The organism is Novosphingobium guangzhouense, from assembly GCF_002896965.1.
Taxonomy (GTDB): domain Bacteria; phylum Pseudomonadota; class Alphaproteobacteria; order Sphingomonadales; family Sphingomonadaceae; genus Novosphingobium; species Novosphingobium guangzhouense.
Genome location: NZ_LYMM01000039.1, coordinates 48,510 through 64,303, shown reverse-complemented (window position 1 = coordinate 64,303; position 15,794 = coordinate 48,510). Strand labels below are relative to the sequence as shown.

Annotated in this window: 11 protein-coding genes and 1 tRNA gene; 4 read left to right on the top strand and 8 right to left on the bottom strand. The window is 63.7% G+C overall.

The annotated features are described in order from the left end of the window. Window positions 1-100: 100 nt before the first annotated feature. Window positions 101-898: a hypothetical protein gene (locus A8V01_RS29265; RefSeq protein ID WP_245892554.1), complete on the bottom strand. Its 798-nt coding sequence runs from the start codon at window positions 896-898 to the stop codon at window positions 101-103. After that, on the bottom strand, window positions 898-2,064 hold the full coding sequence (locus A8V01_RS14370; RefSeq protein ID WP_146037264.1) for a DHH family phosphoesterase: 1,167 nt from the start codon (window positions 2,062-2,064) through the stop codon (window positions 898-900). Before A8V01_RS14370 ends, A8V01_RS29265 begins: the two co-directional genes overlap by 1 nt. Before the next feature lie 288 nt (window positions 2,065-2,352). Between A8V01_RS14370 and A8V01_RS14360 the strand changes: the two genes are divergently transcribed. The 3 genes from A8V01_RS14360 to A8V01_RS28630 all read left to right on the top strand — a co-directional run bounded on the left by A8V01_RS14360 (window position 2,353) and on the right by A8V01_RS28630 (window position 5,454). Next, a tRNA-Thr gene (locus A8V01_RS14360) sits at window positions 2,353-2,428 on the top strand. 230 nt (window positions 2,429-2,658) lie between these two features. Next, on the top strand, window positions 2,659-2,868 hold the full coding sequence (locus tag A8V01_RS14355) for a hypothetical protein (protein WP_103096524.1): 210 nt from the start codon (window positions 2,659-2,661) through the stop codon (window positions 2,866-2,868). A gap of 282 nt (window positions 2,869-3,150) precedes the next feature. Next, window positions 3,151-5,454: a transferrin-binding protein-like solute binding protein gene (locus A8V01_RS28630; RefSeq protein WP_211295019.1), complete on the top strand. Its 2,304-nt coding sequence runs from the start codon at window positions 3,151-3,153 to the stop codon at window positions 5,452-5,454. Window positions 5,455-5,651: 197 nt separating this feature from the next. Here A8V01_RS28630 and A8V01_RS14345 read toward each other — a convergent pair whose 3' ends face one another. The 6 genes from A8V01_RS14345 to A8V01_RS14320 all read right to left on the bottom strand — a co-directional run bounded on the left by A8V01_RS14345 (window position 5,652) and on the right by A8V01_RS14320 (window position 14,479). Next, entirely contained in the window at window positions 5,652-7,046 is a 1,395-nt protein-coding gene (locus tag A8V01_RS14345; RefSeq protein WP_245892552.1) for a PepSY-associated TM helix domain-containing protein, read from the bottom strand. Then, window positions 7,043-9,328, bottom strand: coding sequence for a TonB-dependent receptor (locus tag A8V01_RS14340; protein WP_103096521.1), 2,286 nt, complete (start codon window positions 9,326-9,328; stop codon window positions 7,043-7,045). Before A8V01_RS14340 ends, A8V01_RS14345 begins: the two co-directional genes overlap by 4 nt. Before the next feature lie 77 nt (window positions 9,329-9,405). Next, window positions 9,406-9,795, bottom strand: coding sequence for a hypothetical protein (locus A8V01_RS14335; RefSeq protein WP_103096520.1), 390 nt, complete (start codon window positions 9,793-9,795; stop codon window positions 9,406-9,408). A 108-nt stretch (window positions 9,796-9,903) separates the two neighbouring features. Beyond that, complete coding sequence (locus A8V01_RS14330) at window positions 9,904-11,319, bottom strand: aldehyde dehydrogenase family protein (protein WP_103096519.1); 1,416 nt, start codon at window positions 11,317-11,319, stop codon at window positions 9,904-9,906. A 54-nt stretch (window positions 11,320-11,373) separates the two neighbouring features. Continuing rightward, window positions 11,374-13,167, bottom strand: a complete 1,794-nt coding sequence (locus tag A8V01_RS14325; protein ID WP_211295018.1) for a thiamine pyrophosphate-binding protein — start codon at window positions 13,165-13,167, stop codon at window positions 11,374-11,376. 106 nt (window positions 13,168-13,273) lie between these two features. Continuing rightward, window positions 13,274-14,479, bottom strand: coding sequence for a CaiB/BaiF CoA transferase family protein (locus A8V01_RS14320; protein WP_103096529.1), 1,206 nt, complete (start codon window positions 14,477-14,479; stop codon window positions 13,274-13,276). 139 nt (window positions 14,480-14,618) lie between these two features. Between A8V01_RS14320 and A8V01_RS14315 the strand changes: the two genes are divergently transcribed. Then, complete coding sequence (locus tag A8V01_RS14315; protein WP_103096518.1) at window positions 14,619-15,785, top strand: acyl-CoA dehydrogenase family protein; 1,167 nt, start codon at window positions 14,619-14,621, stop codon at window positions 15,783-15,785. Window positions 15,786-15,794 lie beyond the last annotated feature (9 nt).

Sequence of the window (15,794 nt, the reverse complement as noted above, 5' to 3'; positions counted from 1 at the left end):
TCAAGCCGGTCCTGCCATTCGTCTGGCATCGCCTGCAGGGCCAGCCGCGGGATCACCAGATAGGGTGACCGATACAGGCGGCGGTGGCATAAATCCTCGTTCATGCTGCCTGCCCCTTCGCTTCACGCATGCGCTCGTCGATCGCGTCGCGGCACGACGGCAGGCCGTGCGGCTGGCTGTCGTGCAGGTCGACGTCGAAGCCCCCGATCATCAAGCGGTTGACGTTGTGGCTCTGGATTAGCTTCCAGCGATAGGTGGTACCGTAATGCGCATTGAGCGCCGCGTTGCACCGATCGAGATAATCCAGCCGCGCCTTGTCGGCTTCCAACTCCGCCGCCTTCGCGCGCACCTCCGCGCACTCCGCCTCGGCACGCTCGAGCCGGTTGCGATAATCCCTTGCGCTGGGGTGCTCCTCTACCTCGGCGGCCACGGCCGCTTGCGCAGCCGCGATGCGCTGGCGATCACTAGATAGCTGCGCCGCCGCCTGCCGGAGCAGATCATAGGCGACGTCGCCGAGCTCACCCTCCAGCGGCTTGCCGTCCATAAGGTCCGCGGCAGTGCCGATTCGCTCGATCAGCGCCAGCCGCCGCTTGTCCTGCTCGGCAGCGAGGTCTTCGCCTTCTCCCGCGACCGTGGCGCGCACGAACGGGTTTGCTCCCTCGATGCCGACGGGCGGATGCGTCGCGCCCCAGGCGTGAAACCAGAAGACGCCACCATTCGCTACGACGCCCGCCAGTTCGTCGGGTGCGAACTGCCACTTGCTGATGCAGTTCGGGTTGCCGTCGAGATCGCGGTACCGGTGGACGTGCAGGTCATAGACCGTGCCAGCCGCCGCATCCTCGGGCGTCGGCGCGCGCAGGACGACGTTAGCCTCGGGGAAGGGGATGCCCTTTGCCATCACACCGTCTCCCGCTTGGCGTCTTCGAAAGCGATGAATTCCGCGACGATCTCCAAAAGCGTGTCGCTGAACCACTCAGACTGCGCCGTCTGCCAAGCATTGAGGCGGTCACGGATCTCCGCAGGCCGGTTGGCCATTGCCGCCCGCGCTGCAGATTCATCGCTCAGGTACTTCGCGACCCGCGCATCGCGGCTGTTCGTTTCGACCCGGAACCCAGCCGCGTTGCGATGCCCGCCGCCTCCGAAGCGGCTGGCGACCTCGCTAACGCTCTGCCGGTCGTATGCGCTGCGCAGCGACCAGCTGACCGCCTTCTCGCCAGTGACCGACATCGCGGCGAACGGCGCGGCCGGGTGCTGGGCGAGCAGGTAGTGCCCGACCGCCGACACGAGGCTGTAGGGGCATTCGACCATGATGACGCCCTCCACGCCGCCGACGGTGCCCAGGTACGCCCGCGCGGCAATCTCCCGGATCAGCGGCTGGCGCCAGTACTCCACCACCTCGCCCCGATTGAGCGGCGTCCTCTCGCCGTCCTGAAGCTCGTCGTGGATGCTTTCCATCCGCTCGATCGTCAGGGGGCCAGACTGAATATCGAGGTGAAGCAGTTCGGCATCGTCGAGCGTGTTGGGCACGAAGCGCCACAGGTCGTACCGCTCGGCCAGCAGCACCAGCTCGGGCGGCTCGACGCCCTGCATCGCGAAGTCCCACGCCATGCGCGCGCCGCTGCGGTCCATGTCGAACAGGGCGAGGATAGCCGGGTAGCCGCCTCGCTCGAGGTCTTCGATCATGGATGCCGCCGTCCGGGTGCTGAACCGCTCGGGCTTCGTCGAGAAGACGCTGAACGGCTCCAGCGCCGCCTGCGCAGTTTCGTGGTGGTCAAGGATCACGATGGACTTAGCCCCAGCCGCGACCATGGCTCGGAGATCATCGGCCTTGTAGCTGAAGTCGACGATGAGGATATTCTTGCCCGCCACATCCTCCGGCGGCTGGTAGCCATAGTTCGCCGCGCGGTACTCCGGGGCCTCGCCCCAGCGCTTCCAACAGGCCCACGCGGCGACAATTCCGTCAGCGCACTTGTCGTGATATATGACCATATCGGGTGCCCAGGCGAACGCCTCGGGAACAGCGGTGGACACAGAGTGGACACTCGGTGCTTGTTCGTTCTCCATTAAATCACGCTCCGTTCTTCTAGAAAAGTACGGAAATCGTGGTTAGAAAGTGGTCGCCTCTCGTTTACACCGAGAGGGTCGGGGGTTCGAGCCCCTCACCGCCCACCATTTTAATGAAACGGCGATGTTTCGGCGCGTTGCGACCTCCAGGAATAGCCTTTCATCGCCCGGTATTGACCCGCAATTCCGCAGGAATACGTGGCTTTTGCAGGTCTACAAAAAAATGCGCGAAAGGCGATTGCACAGCAAGCCTTCCCCATGTAAACGCCGCGCCTGCCTTCAAGGCATGCCGCTTTAGCTCAGTTGGTAGAGCACATCATTCGTAATGATGGGGTCACGTGTTCGAGTCACGTAAGCGGCACCACCTTCCCTGAAATCGTTGAAAAACAACATCTTAAGGGATCGTTGCACCCAAACTGTGGCACACGACTGTCGCACAACGGGGTTCGCCATTCGGCGCTAAGCTTCTCAAATCATGTAAGAATACCGCCTCGGGACTGTAGCGCTGAGGTGTCGCACAGAAGGCCGCCAGCTTATGGTGACGGGGGCGGTCTATCAATCTCGTGTGCGTGTGGCCTGCTCGGCGAAACCCTGTTGCTGGGCCTGGAACATGCTCGCGTGGTGATCTGCGCCGCAGAACTGCCCGAGCAATGGTTTGCTTCGAAAGGCGCTGCGGGATTCGCTGCGCAGGGCATTGCTCAGACCGCGCGCATGCGCAACAACGCTGCCCGGTTCCAATCCACGCTGGCGCAAGCCTGGGGGCATGTCATGCGCAACTCCTCTTCGATCGAATTATACGACTAAAGACGCCTATTCGCCGAGATCGGGGTGAACTCGGCGTTTTGAATTATTCTACGGGGGATCACGATGAGACAGGTATTCTTGAGCGCTACGGCGCTGGGCCTTGCGCTTGCCCTTTCGGCATGCGGCGGCGGTGGTGGTGACGTTAATAGCACGCCTGCGCCCACACCGTCGCCTACACCTACACCTACACCTACACCTACACCTACACCTACACCTACACCTACACCTGCGCCCAAGAATGCCGATCTCATCGCACCTTTGGTCACCGAGAGCTTTGCGAACTTGTCCGCTCGCGCGACAGCTAATTTCAACGCGAACGGCAAGACAAACGGAACCGTCGCCAATCAGACAGGCACGATCCGGTATGATGCCGTGGCTGGATCTTACACGCTGACGGGGCGAGGCGGGTCGATTACTTTCACGGCGGCAGACATCGATGCTTCGCAATCCAGTCCGGGCGCGACGGTGTATGTCCGCAAAAATTCGAGCAGCAACGTTGATTCACTCACGATTACCAATCCCGGCGTTTCTGGAAGATTCACGTACCAATACGTCGGCAGTGCCTTTTGGCAGCACACTCAAATCTCAAACAATTCCGGCAGCGGCACTCTGGATGCATTCGTCTACGGAATGCCTTCCGCGGCAAGTGCTGTGCCCAGAACTGGCGCCGGATATTTTGACGTCGATCTGGTCGGGATCGAAACCACGCCCACCGGCCCCGCAGCGCTTGGCGGCAGTGGCGGGGCAGTAGTCGATTTCGCTGCGGGGCAAGTGTCCATCAGGGGCACCATGAACGGCGTGTACACTGGCGGCGACGACAACGTATTCGCCGCCGAGGGCACCGTGTCGAGCAGCGCCAACAGTTTCACCGGCACATTCAGATTTTCCGATGGAGCCGAATTCTCCGGCGGCTTGCAAGGCGCGTTCTTCGGGCCGGAAGTCAACGAGATCGGCGCCACATTCAACGCTGCTGCGCCTGATGGCCGTGTCGCAATCGGTACGATAATGGGGCGGCAGGGAGCCTACGGCAATTCCCGGTTCTCCGGACGCAGTCTCGACAACAGCCAGGTTTTCACCGTTCAGGCCCGCAGGCTTGATTTCACGACGGCAACCGGCGCGGTCAATTCGTCTGTCGTGGGCGATTTCGCCAATCAAACCCTTTCGAGCGAAACCTTCAGCATAGCGTACAACGCGGGCAACGGATTCTACCAGATGACCGCGCCAGGCCTGTCCACGGGAGTTTACATGCCGCTCCCTTATGGCTCGAACATGGATTATCTTGGTGACCTGTTCGTAGTGCCGACCGTTCAGACATGGTCCGCAGCCGGGTACTTCCAGCAACTGACGGGCGGAAGTGCGGGACAACCGCTGCGCTATCGCCTCGACAGCATTGTATACGGCATGCCGACGCCGGATGCCTCTCTCGTGCGCACCGGCGATGCCGGGTATCTTCTGTCGTTTACCGGAAAAGTTATAGACAATGACTATGCCAATGCTCTGTTGGCATCGGGTTCCGGCACCCTGTCAGTCGATCTGGGTTCTGGCGCGATGACCTTGAAGGGAGACCTTCAACTGGTGGAGGATTACTCCATCGCAGGACGTGCCCGAGTGTCGAAAGCTGCAGCTCTGACCGGAAGCGGGATGCTTTCCAGTTCGCGTAATGCCTTCTCAGGTTCGCTTTCTTTCGGTGAGATCGGCAATTATTCGGGAACGTTCGATGGCAGCTTCTTCGGTCCAGGAGCGGAGGAAGTGGGCGCGACATGGAGTGCGTCCGATGGAAGTGATCGGGCCGTGGGGACTTTTCTGGGTGTCAACGATCCGTCGGTTCTGGAGACAGGTATCAAGTTCCAGGATCTGGACCGCCTGACTTCGTTTCAGACAGTCACGATGGCAGATGGTTTCGAAGAAGGTTCTACGATCACCTATGATCCGACGACAGGAACCTACACGGCACGCCTTGCGCATCCCTATGGGGTCAGCAGCGGGACTTATACGTTCGACCCGGCACATGCTACTTCATCCTCGGCATCGCGCACATACTATCGGGTCGAAACTGCAGATGCGTCGGTCACAGGGTATATTTCGAAATTCGGGGATCAGAATCCCGTTATCGCGCTATCGTACATGACCTTTGGCGACATGGCGGTCGAAGTCGATGATTCGCCGAATGGATCTATCCATAACTTCTTCGTTTTTGGCTTGAATACTAAGGCGATAGACCGTCCACATGCGGGCACTGCAAGTTATTCGGGCGTTGCTTACGGATATGGCAGTGTACAGCAATTGGGCTATGTCGGGGCCGTTTCGGGGCAATCTCGTCTGGATGCAGATTTCGGAGCCGGTACACTGACGCTTGCCCTCAACCTGAACACCAGCGAAGCGGGGCCACGCAGCCTGCCGCAGTATTCCTTTGCCGGAAGCATCGCCAACGACGGATTTTACGGTAATACAGCCAGCGGACATTTCCAGGGCGATTTCTACGGGCCGAACGCTGCCGAATTCGGAGCATTGTGGAGCGTATCGGACGCTACTCTCCCCGGCGGGCCGACCAATATCAGCGGTCTTGCCGTTGGCACCAAGCGCTGATGTGATTCTGGATTTTCCGATCATGGCTGTAGCCAATCGCGGCAATTGTGCTGCGATTGGCGCTTCCCAGTGAATGCCGCGAATGCCGAACTATGCCGGGCAGCGTCATGACGATCCGAACCGGAGGGTCGTCAAATCACTGCTTCAAGCGGCCCGCGGCGGCATCTTGAGGTTATCTCGAAAGGTGCAGGAACGGGTCATGTCCGCCTGTCTCGCCAGCCCATCCATTTGCGCAACTGCGGTGCGGCGCGTGTCAGGGCCTGTTCTGTCACCAGGGCCAGGGCCAGCGAGAGGCCGAACAGGGGCATCAGCGTGGCCAGCGCCATCACCAGCAGGACCAGCGCCCAGGAATGGCGTAGCGGCGCGAGGCTGTTCGGGGCGCCGAGAAGGGTGTCGGGGCGGCGGCGCCACCACAGGATCGTGCTGGACACGCACAGCAGGACAAGGCCGGCCAGCACCGCAAGGTTGACCAGCTGGTTGGCGATGCCGGCCCAGGCGCCTTCGTGGATGGCGACGCCGTAGCCTACTGCGCGGTCGATCCAGTGGCGGTCGGCGAAGCGCTCCACGCCGATGAGGCGGCCGTCCGGGGCGATCTCCGCGCTGTCGCGGCGGGGGCGGTTCTCTGCCTGACTGCGCACTTGCCAGGGCATGGCGGGGGCGGTCGGCGGGCTGATTTCGACGGGCGCCGCGAAGTGGAGCTGGCTCGAACTTGCAACCACGGCATCAAGGGCCGCCGGAGGAGCAGCCATGTGCGCCATCGCCATCCCGTGGTGCTCGGCATGGGGGGACATCATCGCGCGCATCGCTGCGTCGTCACGGCGACGCACGGTGGCGTCGGCGCCTGACCCCGCGGACCAGTCCTGCCGCGCCGCTGCGGTTCCGGTGATGGCGCGCACCTGCCGGAAATAGTCTCCCCACGCGTTGGCCCAGGGCAGGCCCGATACGATCAGGAACACCGCCCCCAGCGTGATCCACAGCCCGGTGACTGCGTGGATATCGCGCCAGAACAGGCGGCGCCCGGCGCGCAGGCGCGGGTAGAGCACGCCCGCCAGACGGGCCCCTACGCGCGGCCACCACAGGAACAGGCCGGTCAGCAGCATCACCAGCGTCCAGCAGGCCGCCGTCTCGACGAGGGCAGAGCCCCAGTCCCCCGCCAGAAGTTCGCCGTGGAGACGGAAGACCAGGCGCATCAGGCGGTCTTCCTCTGCCACCTGATGCAGCACCGCGCCGGTCTGCGGGTGGACCCATACGCGCACGTCGTCAGCCCCTCTCCCGACCAGAATCTGCACGGCATCGCGCGGGCTTTCGGGCAGGACATACTTGTGCAGGACCGAGCCCGGCACGGCTGCCACTGCCCGCGCGGCAAGGGTTGCCGGCGCAAGGGACGGGCCGGTCGCAACATTGCGATAAGGCGCGTAGAGCGCGGCCTCGATCTGCGGCTTGAACAGGTAGAGCCCGCCCGTCACCGACAGCCAGATCACGAAGGGCACGCAGAACAACCCGGCATAGAAGTGCCAGCGCCAGACAGCGCGATACCATTGTTCGTAGCGGCGTTCGGGGCGGGCCTGCGGCGTGATCGGGGCGGCGCTCACAGCTGCCATCCCGCTTCGAGGAGGAAGCTGCGCTGGGGATAGGGATGATAGACCCAGGCGCGGTCGTTGGTGATGTTGTCCACCCCGGCGCTGATGCGCAGCTGCGGCGTTACGTCCCAGCTGACGCGGGCGTCGAGCGCGAAGAGTTCCGAGGTATAGCCGTAGGTATCGCCGCGCTGCAGGCCGAACAGGTCGGTGTTGGGGCGGCTGGCATAGCGCACCCCGATCGAGAGCAGCACCGGCTCCGCCACCCGGTAGCGCACGTTACCGTTCAGCCGCCAGCGCGGGATGCGCGGGAACTGTACGCCCTCGGCGGCCGGGGCGGCATCGTTGCGCACGGTCACGGAATCGATCCACGCGGCGTTGGCGTCGACGTCCAGCCCGGCGGTCAGCACGTCGCGGGCCTCTGCGATCAGTTCGAGGCCGTACTGGCGCGTCACGTCGATGTTCTTGTAGTTGGATATGCTCACCCCGTTCTGGTTGAAGCCGTAGAACGAGAAGATGGTGTTCCTCACCCTTTGCCAGAATGCCGATCCGGTCAGCTTTACGCCGCCGAAATCGTGCGCCACCAGCAGGTTTGCATCGGTGGATCGTTCGGGCTTGAGGTTCGGATCGAAGCTGTCGGCGTTGAAGGTGCCGTCGCCGTTGAGGCTGCCCTGGAACAGTTCGCCCACGGTGGGAAAGCGTACTGCTTTGGCCAGGCTCAGTTGCACGCGGGTATCGGGATCGACCGCCCATTCCAGCGCGGCCTTGGGCTGGAATCCGGTGGCGTGGCGGCTGTCGTAGCGGTTGGCAATCACCGCGCCGCTCGAGCCGAGGCTGGCCAGCCCGCCGTCGAACGCGCGCCAGTCTTCGTAACGGGCGCCCAGCGTCAGCGTCAGCGCATCGATCGGCACGCGCAGTTCGCCCCATGCGGCAAGGGTGCGGGTCTTGCCGAAGGTACGGCTGGAAAACGCCTTGTCCGTGTCGGCGCGCCAGTTCGCCAGCGTATAGTTGGCAAGGTCGGTGCGATAGAGGTTGGCGCTGGTGCCGCCGGACAGCTGTACGTTGCCCAGGTGCGCGGTTGCCGCAAGGTCGGCTGTCCACCAGTAGGTCGGCCCCTGGCGCGACAGGCGGCCCGCGCCGCCGGTGGCGCCGTTCGTCCAGCTGCCGGACGTGAAGCCGTCGGAGCGCAGGATCTGGTAGGTCGAGACATTCGCCTGCACCTCCACCGTATCGGACAGCGGGGCGGCCAGTTTCAGGCCCGCCAGCAGTTCATCGCGCACGGTGCGCGACCAGTTGGCCCCGCTGGCGGTATAGGTCTGCCCGCCGATCGAGACGAGGCCGTCGCATACCGCCTTTCCATTGGCATCGCGCAAGTAGCAGTCGGGTGCGGTCTGGCTGTCGAGGTTGTGCCAGTAGGCCAGCAGGAGTTCGCCGGTCACGCCAGATGCGCCGTCATAGCCAAGGCGCAGCTTGGCCTGGTCCTGCGTGATTTTTGCGGGGCTCTGCGCGGCGAAAAGTGGGTTGGTGGCGGTGCCCGGAGAACCGGCGATAGCCTGTTTCGGGTCGACGATCGCGCCGGTCACGGCCGTGGCGGCTGCGGTGCTGGATGAGGGCGTCAGGCCATAGAACATCTGCGGATGGCCGGTGTTGCGAAAGTGGCGGCCTGATACGCGTACCGACCAAGGGCCGTCCTTCTGGCGAAAGCCGAAGCCGCCTTCCGCCGAATAGCCGTAGTATGTGTCATGCGTGCCGTACTGGTCGTAAGGCGCGGCCATCGCCTGCACGGTGGCGAAGGCCTCTGTCCGTTCGGGGGAGCGGGTGGTGATGTTGACCACGCCGCCCATCGCATTGCCCGCATAGCGCGCCGAATAGGGGCCGTAGACAACGTCGAACTGCTCCACCTCGCCGGGGCCGACGACGCCCCACTTGGGGGCATAGGCGAAGGAATTGCCAAGGAAGTTGGACACGGTAAACCCGTCCACCATCACCAGCGTGCGCGCGCTCTGGGTGGAATGGGTGCCGCGAAAGCCGGGGACGCCGTTGGAATCGCCTGCATAGCGGGTGCGCACGAAGAAATCGGGCGCGTACTTCATGAGGTCTTCGACGTTGCGGGCGTTGACGCCTTCGAACTGCGCGTCGCCGAGGCTGACGGAAAGGCCGCGCGCATCAAGGCTGATGTCGCGGTCGCGCTGGCCTACGACAAGGATGGTGGAGTTGTCGTCCGCCTCTTCGGCGAAGGCATGGACGGAAAGCAGGGCAAGCGGAGCCGCGCCGAGCGCGAGCATTGTGCGGAACATGGGAAAATACACCTGAACGGCCCGCGCGATCGGCGGGCGAATAGCTATGGGCCGCGAACGACCGGGCTTTCAAAGGTTCAGATGAAGAGAGGCGGGGCCTGACCGGGCGGCCTGATGCGCGCGGCGACCGTGGGCAGGGCGAGGTCGCGGCGCAGGATCGCGGCGACAAAGACGAAGGCCAGTGCCGCCAGCGCCAGCACGGCAAAGTCCGCCCCGGTCATCGCCGCGCCCAGCGGAGCGAAGGCGCAAGGGTGGTCCGCCGTGGTGGCGCCGTGATCCTGATGGGTGCCCTTGACCGGGATGTTCACCGTCATCGTGGTGCCCGAACAGAGCATGACGACAGTGCCGGTTTCGGACGCAGTGGGCATGTAGCCGGTGGGGACCAGCGCCTTGAGGCACAGCGCGGCGGCCAGCAGCAATGCCGCAAGCGCCGGACGGTGCCGGAAGAAGTGCCTGATGGTGCCCACGGGCGGGTTCTTAGCGGGTCGGGAGGGGCAAGGGAAGGAAGTCCTGGGGCCCGAGACAATTTGGCGCAGACAATTTGACGCCGAAAATCTGGGCCCCAGGACTTTCTCTTAATTCCAGCCGATCACCGACTTCACTTCCAGATATTCGTGGAAGCCGTGTTCGCCCCATTCGCGCCCGTTGCCAGAGCGCTTGTAGCCGCCGAAGGGTGCGTGGAAGTCGAACCCGCCGTTGACCCAGATCGCCCCGGTGCGCATCCGGCGCGAAACGGCGCGGCAGGTCTCGATATCCTCGCCCGAGACGTAGCCGCCCAGGCCGAAGTTCGAATCGTTGGCGATCCGCACCGCATCGTCGATATCGTCATAGGGGATGATCACCAGCACCGGGCCGAAGATCTCTTCACGCGCGATGACCATGTCGTTGGTGCCGATGAACACGGTCGGACGCACGTACCAGCCCTTGTCCAGACCATCGGGGCGGCCGCTGCCCCCGGAGATCAGTTCGGCGCCTTCTGCAAGGCCCTTTTCGATGTACTGCTGGATGATGTTGTACTGCGATTTGGAGACGACCGGCCCCATCGCCACTTCGGTCTGCGGATCGCCCACGGTGACGCCGTTCGCGGCCTCTGCCGCCACCTTGCGCACTTCGTCGAGGCGCGAGGCGGGGACCAGCAGACGCGAACCGGCAGAGCAGGTCTGGCCCGAATTGCCCATCATGCCCGCCGTCGCGCCCGCGACATTGGCGGCGAGAGAGGCATCGTCGAGCACGATCCACGCGCTCTTGCCGCCCAGTTCCAGCCCGACGCGCTTCACCGTATCGGCGGCGTCCTTCTGGATCTGCACGCCCACCGGTTCGGACCCGGTGAACGAGATCATGTCGACGTCCTCGTGTTTCGAGAGCGCCGCGCCGATCACTGATCCCTGACCCTGCACCATGTTGAACACGCCCGCCGGCACCCCGGCATCGTGCAGGATTTCGGCCAGGATCTGCGCGGAATAGGGCGCAAGTTGCGGGGGTTTCAGGATCATCGTGCAGCCTGCCGCCAGCGCCGGGAAGATCTTCACGCAAGTCTGGTTCATCGGCCAGTTCCATGGCGTGATGAGGCCGCAGACGCCGATCGGTTCCTTGCGGATCAGCGTGACCCCGCGCTGTTCCTCGAACTTGAAGTCCTTCAGCACTTCGATCGCGGTGCCCAGGTGGCCCTTGCCCAGCAGGGTATGGAAACCGTTGGCAAGGCCCTTGGGTGCGCCCATTTCCACCATGATCGCTTCGCCCAGTTCGGCTTCGCGGCGGACGTATTCGGCCTGGATCGCTTCGAGCAGGTCAAGCCGCTCTTTCACGCTGCTTTCGCCGTAAGTCGTGAAAGCGCGGCGAGCGGCGGCGACGGCAAGGTCCACGTCGGCGGGCGATCCGAGCGAGATTTCGCCGGAAACCTCTTCAGTGGCCGGGTTGATGACTTCGGCAGTCTTGGGCGTGACCGGATCGACCCAGCGGCCGTCGATGTAGAACTGCGTGTAATTGCGCATGATGCTCTCTCCCGGTTCCTCCCCGAGCCAAGCGCGGGGAGGAACGGTTTTTCGTTACTGCGTGCCTTCGGCGTACCAGGTGCGGAATTCCGAATAGTTCGGCATTTCTTCCGAGTTCGCGGCCGGGTCGATCGGCACGTGGATCACGGTGCAGCCGCCGCGGGCATAGGCGCGTTCGATGGCGGGGCCGATGTCGGCGGCCTTCTCCACATATTCGCCCGCCGCGCCGAAGCCTTCGGCGATCTTGTCGAAGCGGACCTTGTCGGACCAGTGGACGCCGGTTTCCTTGGTGCCGTGGCCGAAGGTGCGCTTGTAGACGCCCACTTCGAGGCCCCACTGGAAGTCCACGCCCACGACGATCACCAGCGGCAGGTTCTTGCGCACCGCCACTTCCAGTTCGCCGACGTGGAACAGGAACGAGGAGTCGGACGTCAGCAGCATGCCGGGGCGCACTTTGCCGGTGGCGGCCTGATCCGCCAGCATGGCGCCTGTGGCATAGGGCAGGCCGGTGCCGATGTGGCCGTAGTTCTGGTTCCAGATCACGTCATGCGGCTTGGCCTGCGAATAGGTCCACTGGAAGATCACCGTGGCGCCGCCATCGCGGATCAGGATGCCGTCCTTGGGGAAGGCCTTGGTCGCTTCGGTGACGAACTGGCTGGTGTGCATCTTGGCGGTGGAGCCATCGGACTTGGAGCCCGCGTCCTCGGCCAGTTCCTCAAGCTGCTGGGCATCGCGCTGGATGTATTCCGAAAGCGATGCCGAAGCGCTGCGCCCGCCAAGCGCCTTCAGGGCGCGCGACAGCTGCGGCACCACGGCGCGCACGTCGCCTACCAGCGGCACGTCGATCGGGCGGTTGACGCCGATCGCGGTCGGGTCCTGCTGGACGTAGATCCACTTGCGGTTGGCTTCGTTGTCTACCCAGTGGCGCCAGCGGCCGTAATGGCTGGGTTCGCCCAGTTCGGTGGCAAGCGCCACGCAGCAGTCGCTTTCGACCACCGCATCGATCGACGCTTCGGAGAAGCCGTAAGGGAAAGTGCGGTCTTCAAGCCCTTCGATGAACGAAGTGCCGCCCGAGGTCTGGATCACCGGGCACTGCATCAGTTCGGCCAGTTCGCGCACCGCCGCGCCCGACTTTGACGTGTGGACGCCGTGGCCGACCAGCAGCACCGGGTTCTTGGCGTTCTTGATGATTTCTGCCGCTTCGGCCACGCGGTCGCCATCAGCGCCCTGATTGGTCAGGCGATAGCGGTGCGGGGGCAGGACCGGCGGCAGGTCCAGTTCTTCAAGGATGATGTGCGCGGGGAATTCGATGTAAGCGGGGCCGGGCGTGCCCGACATGGCGACGCGGATCGCTTCGCGCACGATCTCGTCGGTCTGGTCCGCATATTCGATGGAACTGGAGAACTTCACCGAATCCTCGATCATCGGCTCCTGCCGCACGAACTGGATGCGGCCCCGGCGCACGCGGCGCTCGGTGATGCGGGCGCGCTGGCCGCCCATGATGATGATGGGATCGTTTTCCACCTTGGCGCACTGGATCGCCGGCATCAGGTTGGCCATGCCCGGCCCGAGCGTGCCGATGCACAGCGCGGGCTTTCCGGTGATGCGCGCCGCCGCCGCCGCCATGTGCCCGGCCGATGCTTCGTGATGCGGCGACACAACCGTCCATCCGCGCGTTTCCGCTTCCAGGAAGAGGTGGACGAAGTTGGGATCGGGAATGCCGAACAGCGTGTTGATGCCTTCGGCTTCGAACAGGTCGAGGATCCGCTTGAAGACGGGGGTGCCCTTCTTCGCCTTGGCCGTGGCTTCGGGGGCGAGCGTGTCCGCCGCAGGCTGGTCGTCGTACATCGTGATTGCCTTTCTTCTCGATCCGCTTGAGTCACGCTCTGAGGCGCTTTGAACAGGTGGTTAGCGCAAGGTTCTGGACGCTGTCAGTTGAAATCAACAGGGGTGTTCACTGCGACTCGCCTGCTATCGCCGGGGCGACGCCCGAAGCGTCCTGTCCAAGCACCTCGGCATTGTCCTGACCCAGCGTCGGGGCGGGGCCGCGCACTTTGCCGGGGGTTCTGGAGAACCACGTAGGCACGCCGGGCAGGCGCACCGGGCCTTGCGGAGTTTCCACGTCCTCGAAAAAGCCGATGGCGTTGAGCTGTGCGTTGTCGAAAAGCTCGTCGGTGGATTGCAGCCGGGCGCACGGGATGTGCAGCGCCTGCAGGGTATCGAGCCATTCCTGCGTGGTGCGCGTCAGGAAGGTTTCACCCAGGAGGGCATAGACGCGGCCGATCTGCTGCGCGCGTTTGGCCAAGGTAGAGAACGCGTCGCTCGCCCAAGGCGGGTTCACCGCGCCGACGAAGGCGTTCCAGTGCTTGTCGTTATAGACAAGCGCGGCGATGTGGCCGTCCTTCGTCTTGTACGGTCGCCGGTTGGGCTCCACCGCGCGGTGATAATGCGCAGGCGTGGTGGGCGGCGTGAACATTGCGCCGTTGGCGTGCTCGACCAGCATGAACGAGGACATCGCCTCGAACATGGTGACTTCCACTTCCTGACCCTCTCCCGTCCTCTCCCGGTGGAACAGCGCCATCATCGTGGCGTAGAGCGCGTGAAGGCCGGCCACCTTGTCGGCCATGATCGTGGCGACGTAGCCGGGCTCTCCGTTCATCAGGCCCTGCACGTGCGGGATGCCGCATTCGGCCTGGATGGTATCGTCGTAGGCGGGCTTGTCCGCATCCGGCCCGCGGCGCGAATAGCCGTAGCAGTTGGTGTAGACGATGTTGGGCCGGATCGCGCGCACCGCCTCGTAATCGAAGCCCAGCTTGCGGATCGCGCTGCCGCGCATCGAATGGATGAAGACGTCTGCAGTGGCGATCAGGCGGCGCAGCGATTCGCGGTCCGCCTGCTGCCGCAGGTCGAGCATGACCCCGCGCTTGCCCCTGTTCACGTTGGCGTAGATGCCGCCCATGCCGGGCGTGGGGCCGGTGGTGATCCAGCGGGTGTTGTCGCCTTCGGGCGGTTCCACCTTGATCACTTCGGCGCCCATGTCGGCCATGATCTGCGTGGCATAGGGGCCGAACACCACGCTGGTCAGGTCGATCACCCGGATGCCCGCCAGAGGACCGGCCTGGGCGCCTTCAGGTGCCGTTGTGGTATCGTTGCGTGCCATCGTGTCGATCTCCCGCCGCACTTGTATATCCATACGCATTTGCGTTCAATGTGCGCATATCGGAACAATGGCGTTGTCTCGGCATCGGGGCGCTGCTAGTTTCGGGTAACGCAAGAATGGGCAAGAGGGCTGGAAAAGCGTGGATTTCTCGTTGAATCAGGACCAGCAGGATATCCGCGAGGCGGTCCTGAAGCACTGCTCGCTGTTCCCGGATGAGTATTGGCTTGAAAAGGATCGCTCGGGCGAATTTCCGGTGGAGTTCCACAAGGCAATGGCAGAGGCCGGGTGGCTGGGTATCGCCATGCCCGAAGCGGTGGGCGGCGCCGGGCTGGGTATCACCGAAGCGGCGGTGATGATGCAGGCGGTGGCCGAAAGCGGCGGCGGGATGACGGCCGCCTCGGCCATCCATGGTCCGGTCTTCGGGCTTGAGCCGGTGCACCTGTTCGGCACGCAAGAGCAGCAAAAGCGCATGATCCCGCCGATCCTGTCGGGCGAGGAAAAGATGTGCTTCGCGGTGACAGAGCCCAATACCGGCCTTGATACCACCAGCCTCAAGACCCGCGCGGAAAGGGTGCCGGGCGGCTACCGCGTCAATGGCGAAAAGATCTGGATCACCAACGCGCACGTGGCCGACCGGATGCTGCTGATCGCCCGCACCACGCCCCTGGAAGACGTGAAGCGCAAGACCGACGGGTTGACGCTGTTCTATTGCAAACTCGATAGAAAATCGGTGGAGCACCGGCTTATCCCGAAGATGGGTCGCCATGCGGTGGGCTCGAACATGCTGTTCATCACCGACCTTTTCATCCCCGAGGAAGACCGTATCGGAGAGGAAGGGCAGGGGTTCAAGATACTCCTTCAGGGCCTCAACCCCGAACGCGTATTGCTGGGCGCGGAAGCCACCGGGCTGGGTCGCGTGGCGATCCAGAAGGCTTCGCGCTATGCCCGTGAACGCGTGGTTTTCGGCCGTCCGATCGGCCAGAACCAGGGCATCCAGCACCCGCTCGCCAAGGCGTGGATGCAGGTGGAGGCCGCCAGCCTGATGGTCTTCAAGGCGGCCAGCCTGTTCGATCGGGGCCTTGAATGCGGAACGGAAGCGAACGCGGCCAAGTACCTTGCCGCAGAAGCCGGGTACGAGGCGTGCCAGACTGCGGTGATGTCCATGGGCGGCATGGGCTATGCGCAGGAATATCACGTCGAACGCTATCTGCGTGAAGTGATGATCCCGCGCATCGCCCCCGTCAGCCCGCACCAGATCATGAACTACATCGCCGAGAGGGTATTGGAGTTGCCGAGGAGCTATTGAACCCCGGCT

Bases quoted from the DNA above. Each gene is read 5' to 3' on its own strand.
- A8V01_RS29265 (WP_245892554.1), bottom strand. From the start codon at position 898: ATGGCAAAGGGCATCCCCTTCCCCGAGGCTAACGTCGTCCTGCGCGCG.
- A8V01_RS14325 (WP_211295018.1), bottom strand. From the start codon at position 13,167: ATGTACGACGACCAGCCTGCGGCGGACACGCTCGCCCCCGAAGCCACG.
- A8V01_RS14320 (WP_103096529.1), bottom strand. From the start codon at position 14,479: ATGGCACGCAACGATACCACAACGGCACCTGAAGGCGCCCAGGCCGGT.
- A8V01_RS14340 (WP_103096521.1), bottom strand. From the start codon at position 9,328: ATGTTCCGCACAATGCTCGCGCTCGGCGCGGCTCCGCTTGCCCTGCTT.
- A8V01_RS14330 (WP_103096519.1), bottom strand. From the start codon at position 11,319: ATGCGCAATTACACGCAGTTCTACATCGACGGCCGCTGGGTCGATCCG.
- A8V01_RS14370 (WP_146037264.1), bottom strand. From the start codon at position 2,064: ATGGAGAACGAACAAGCACCGAGTGTCCACTCTGTGTCCACCGCTGTT.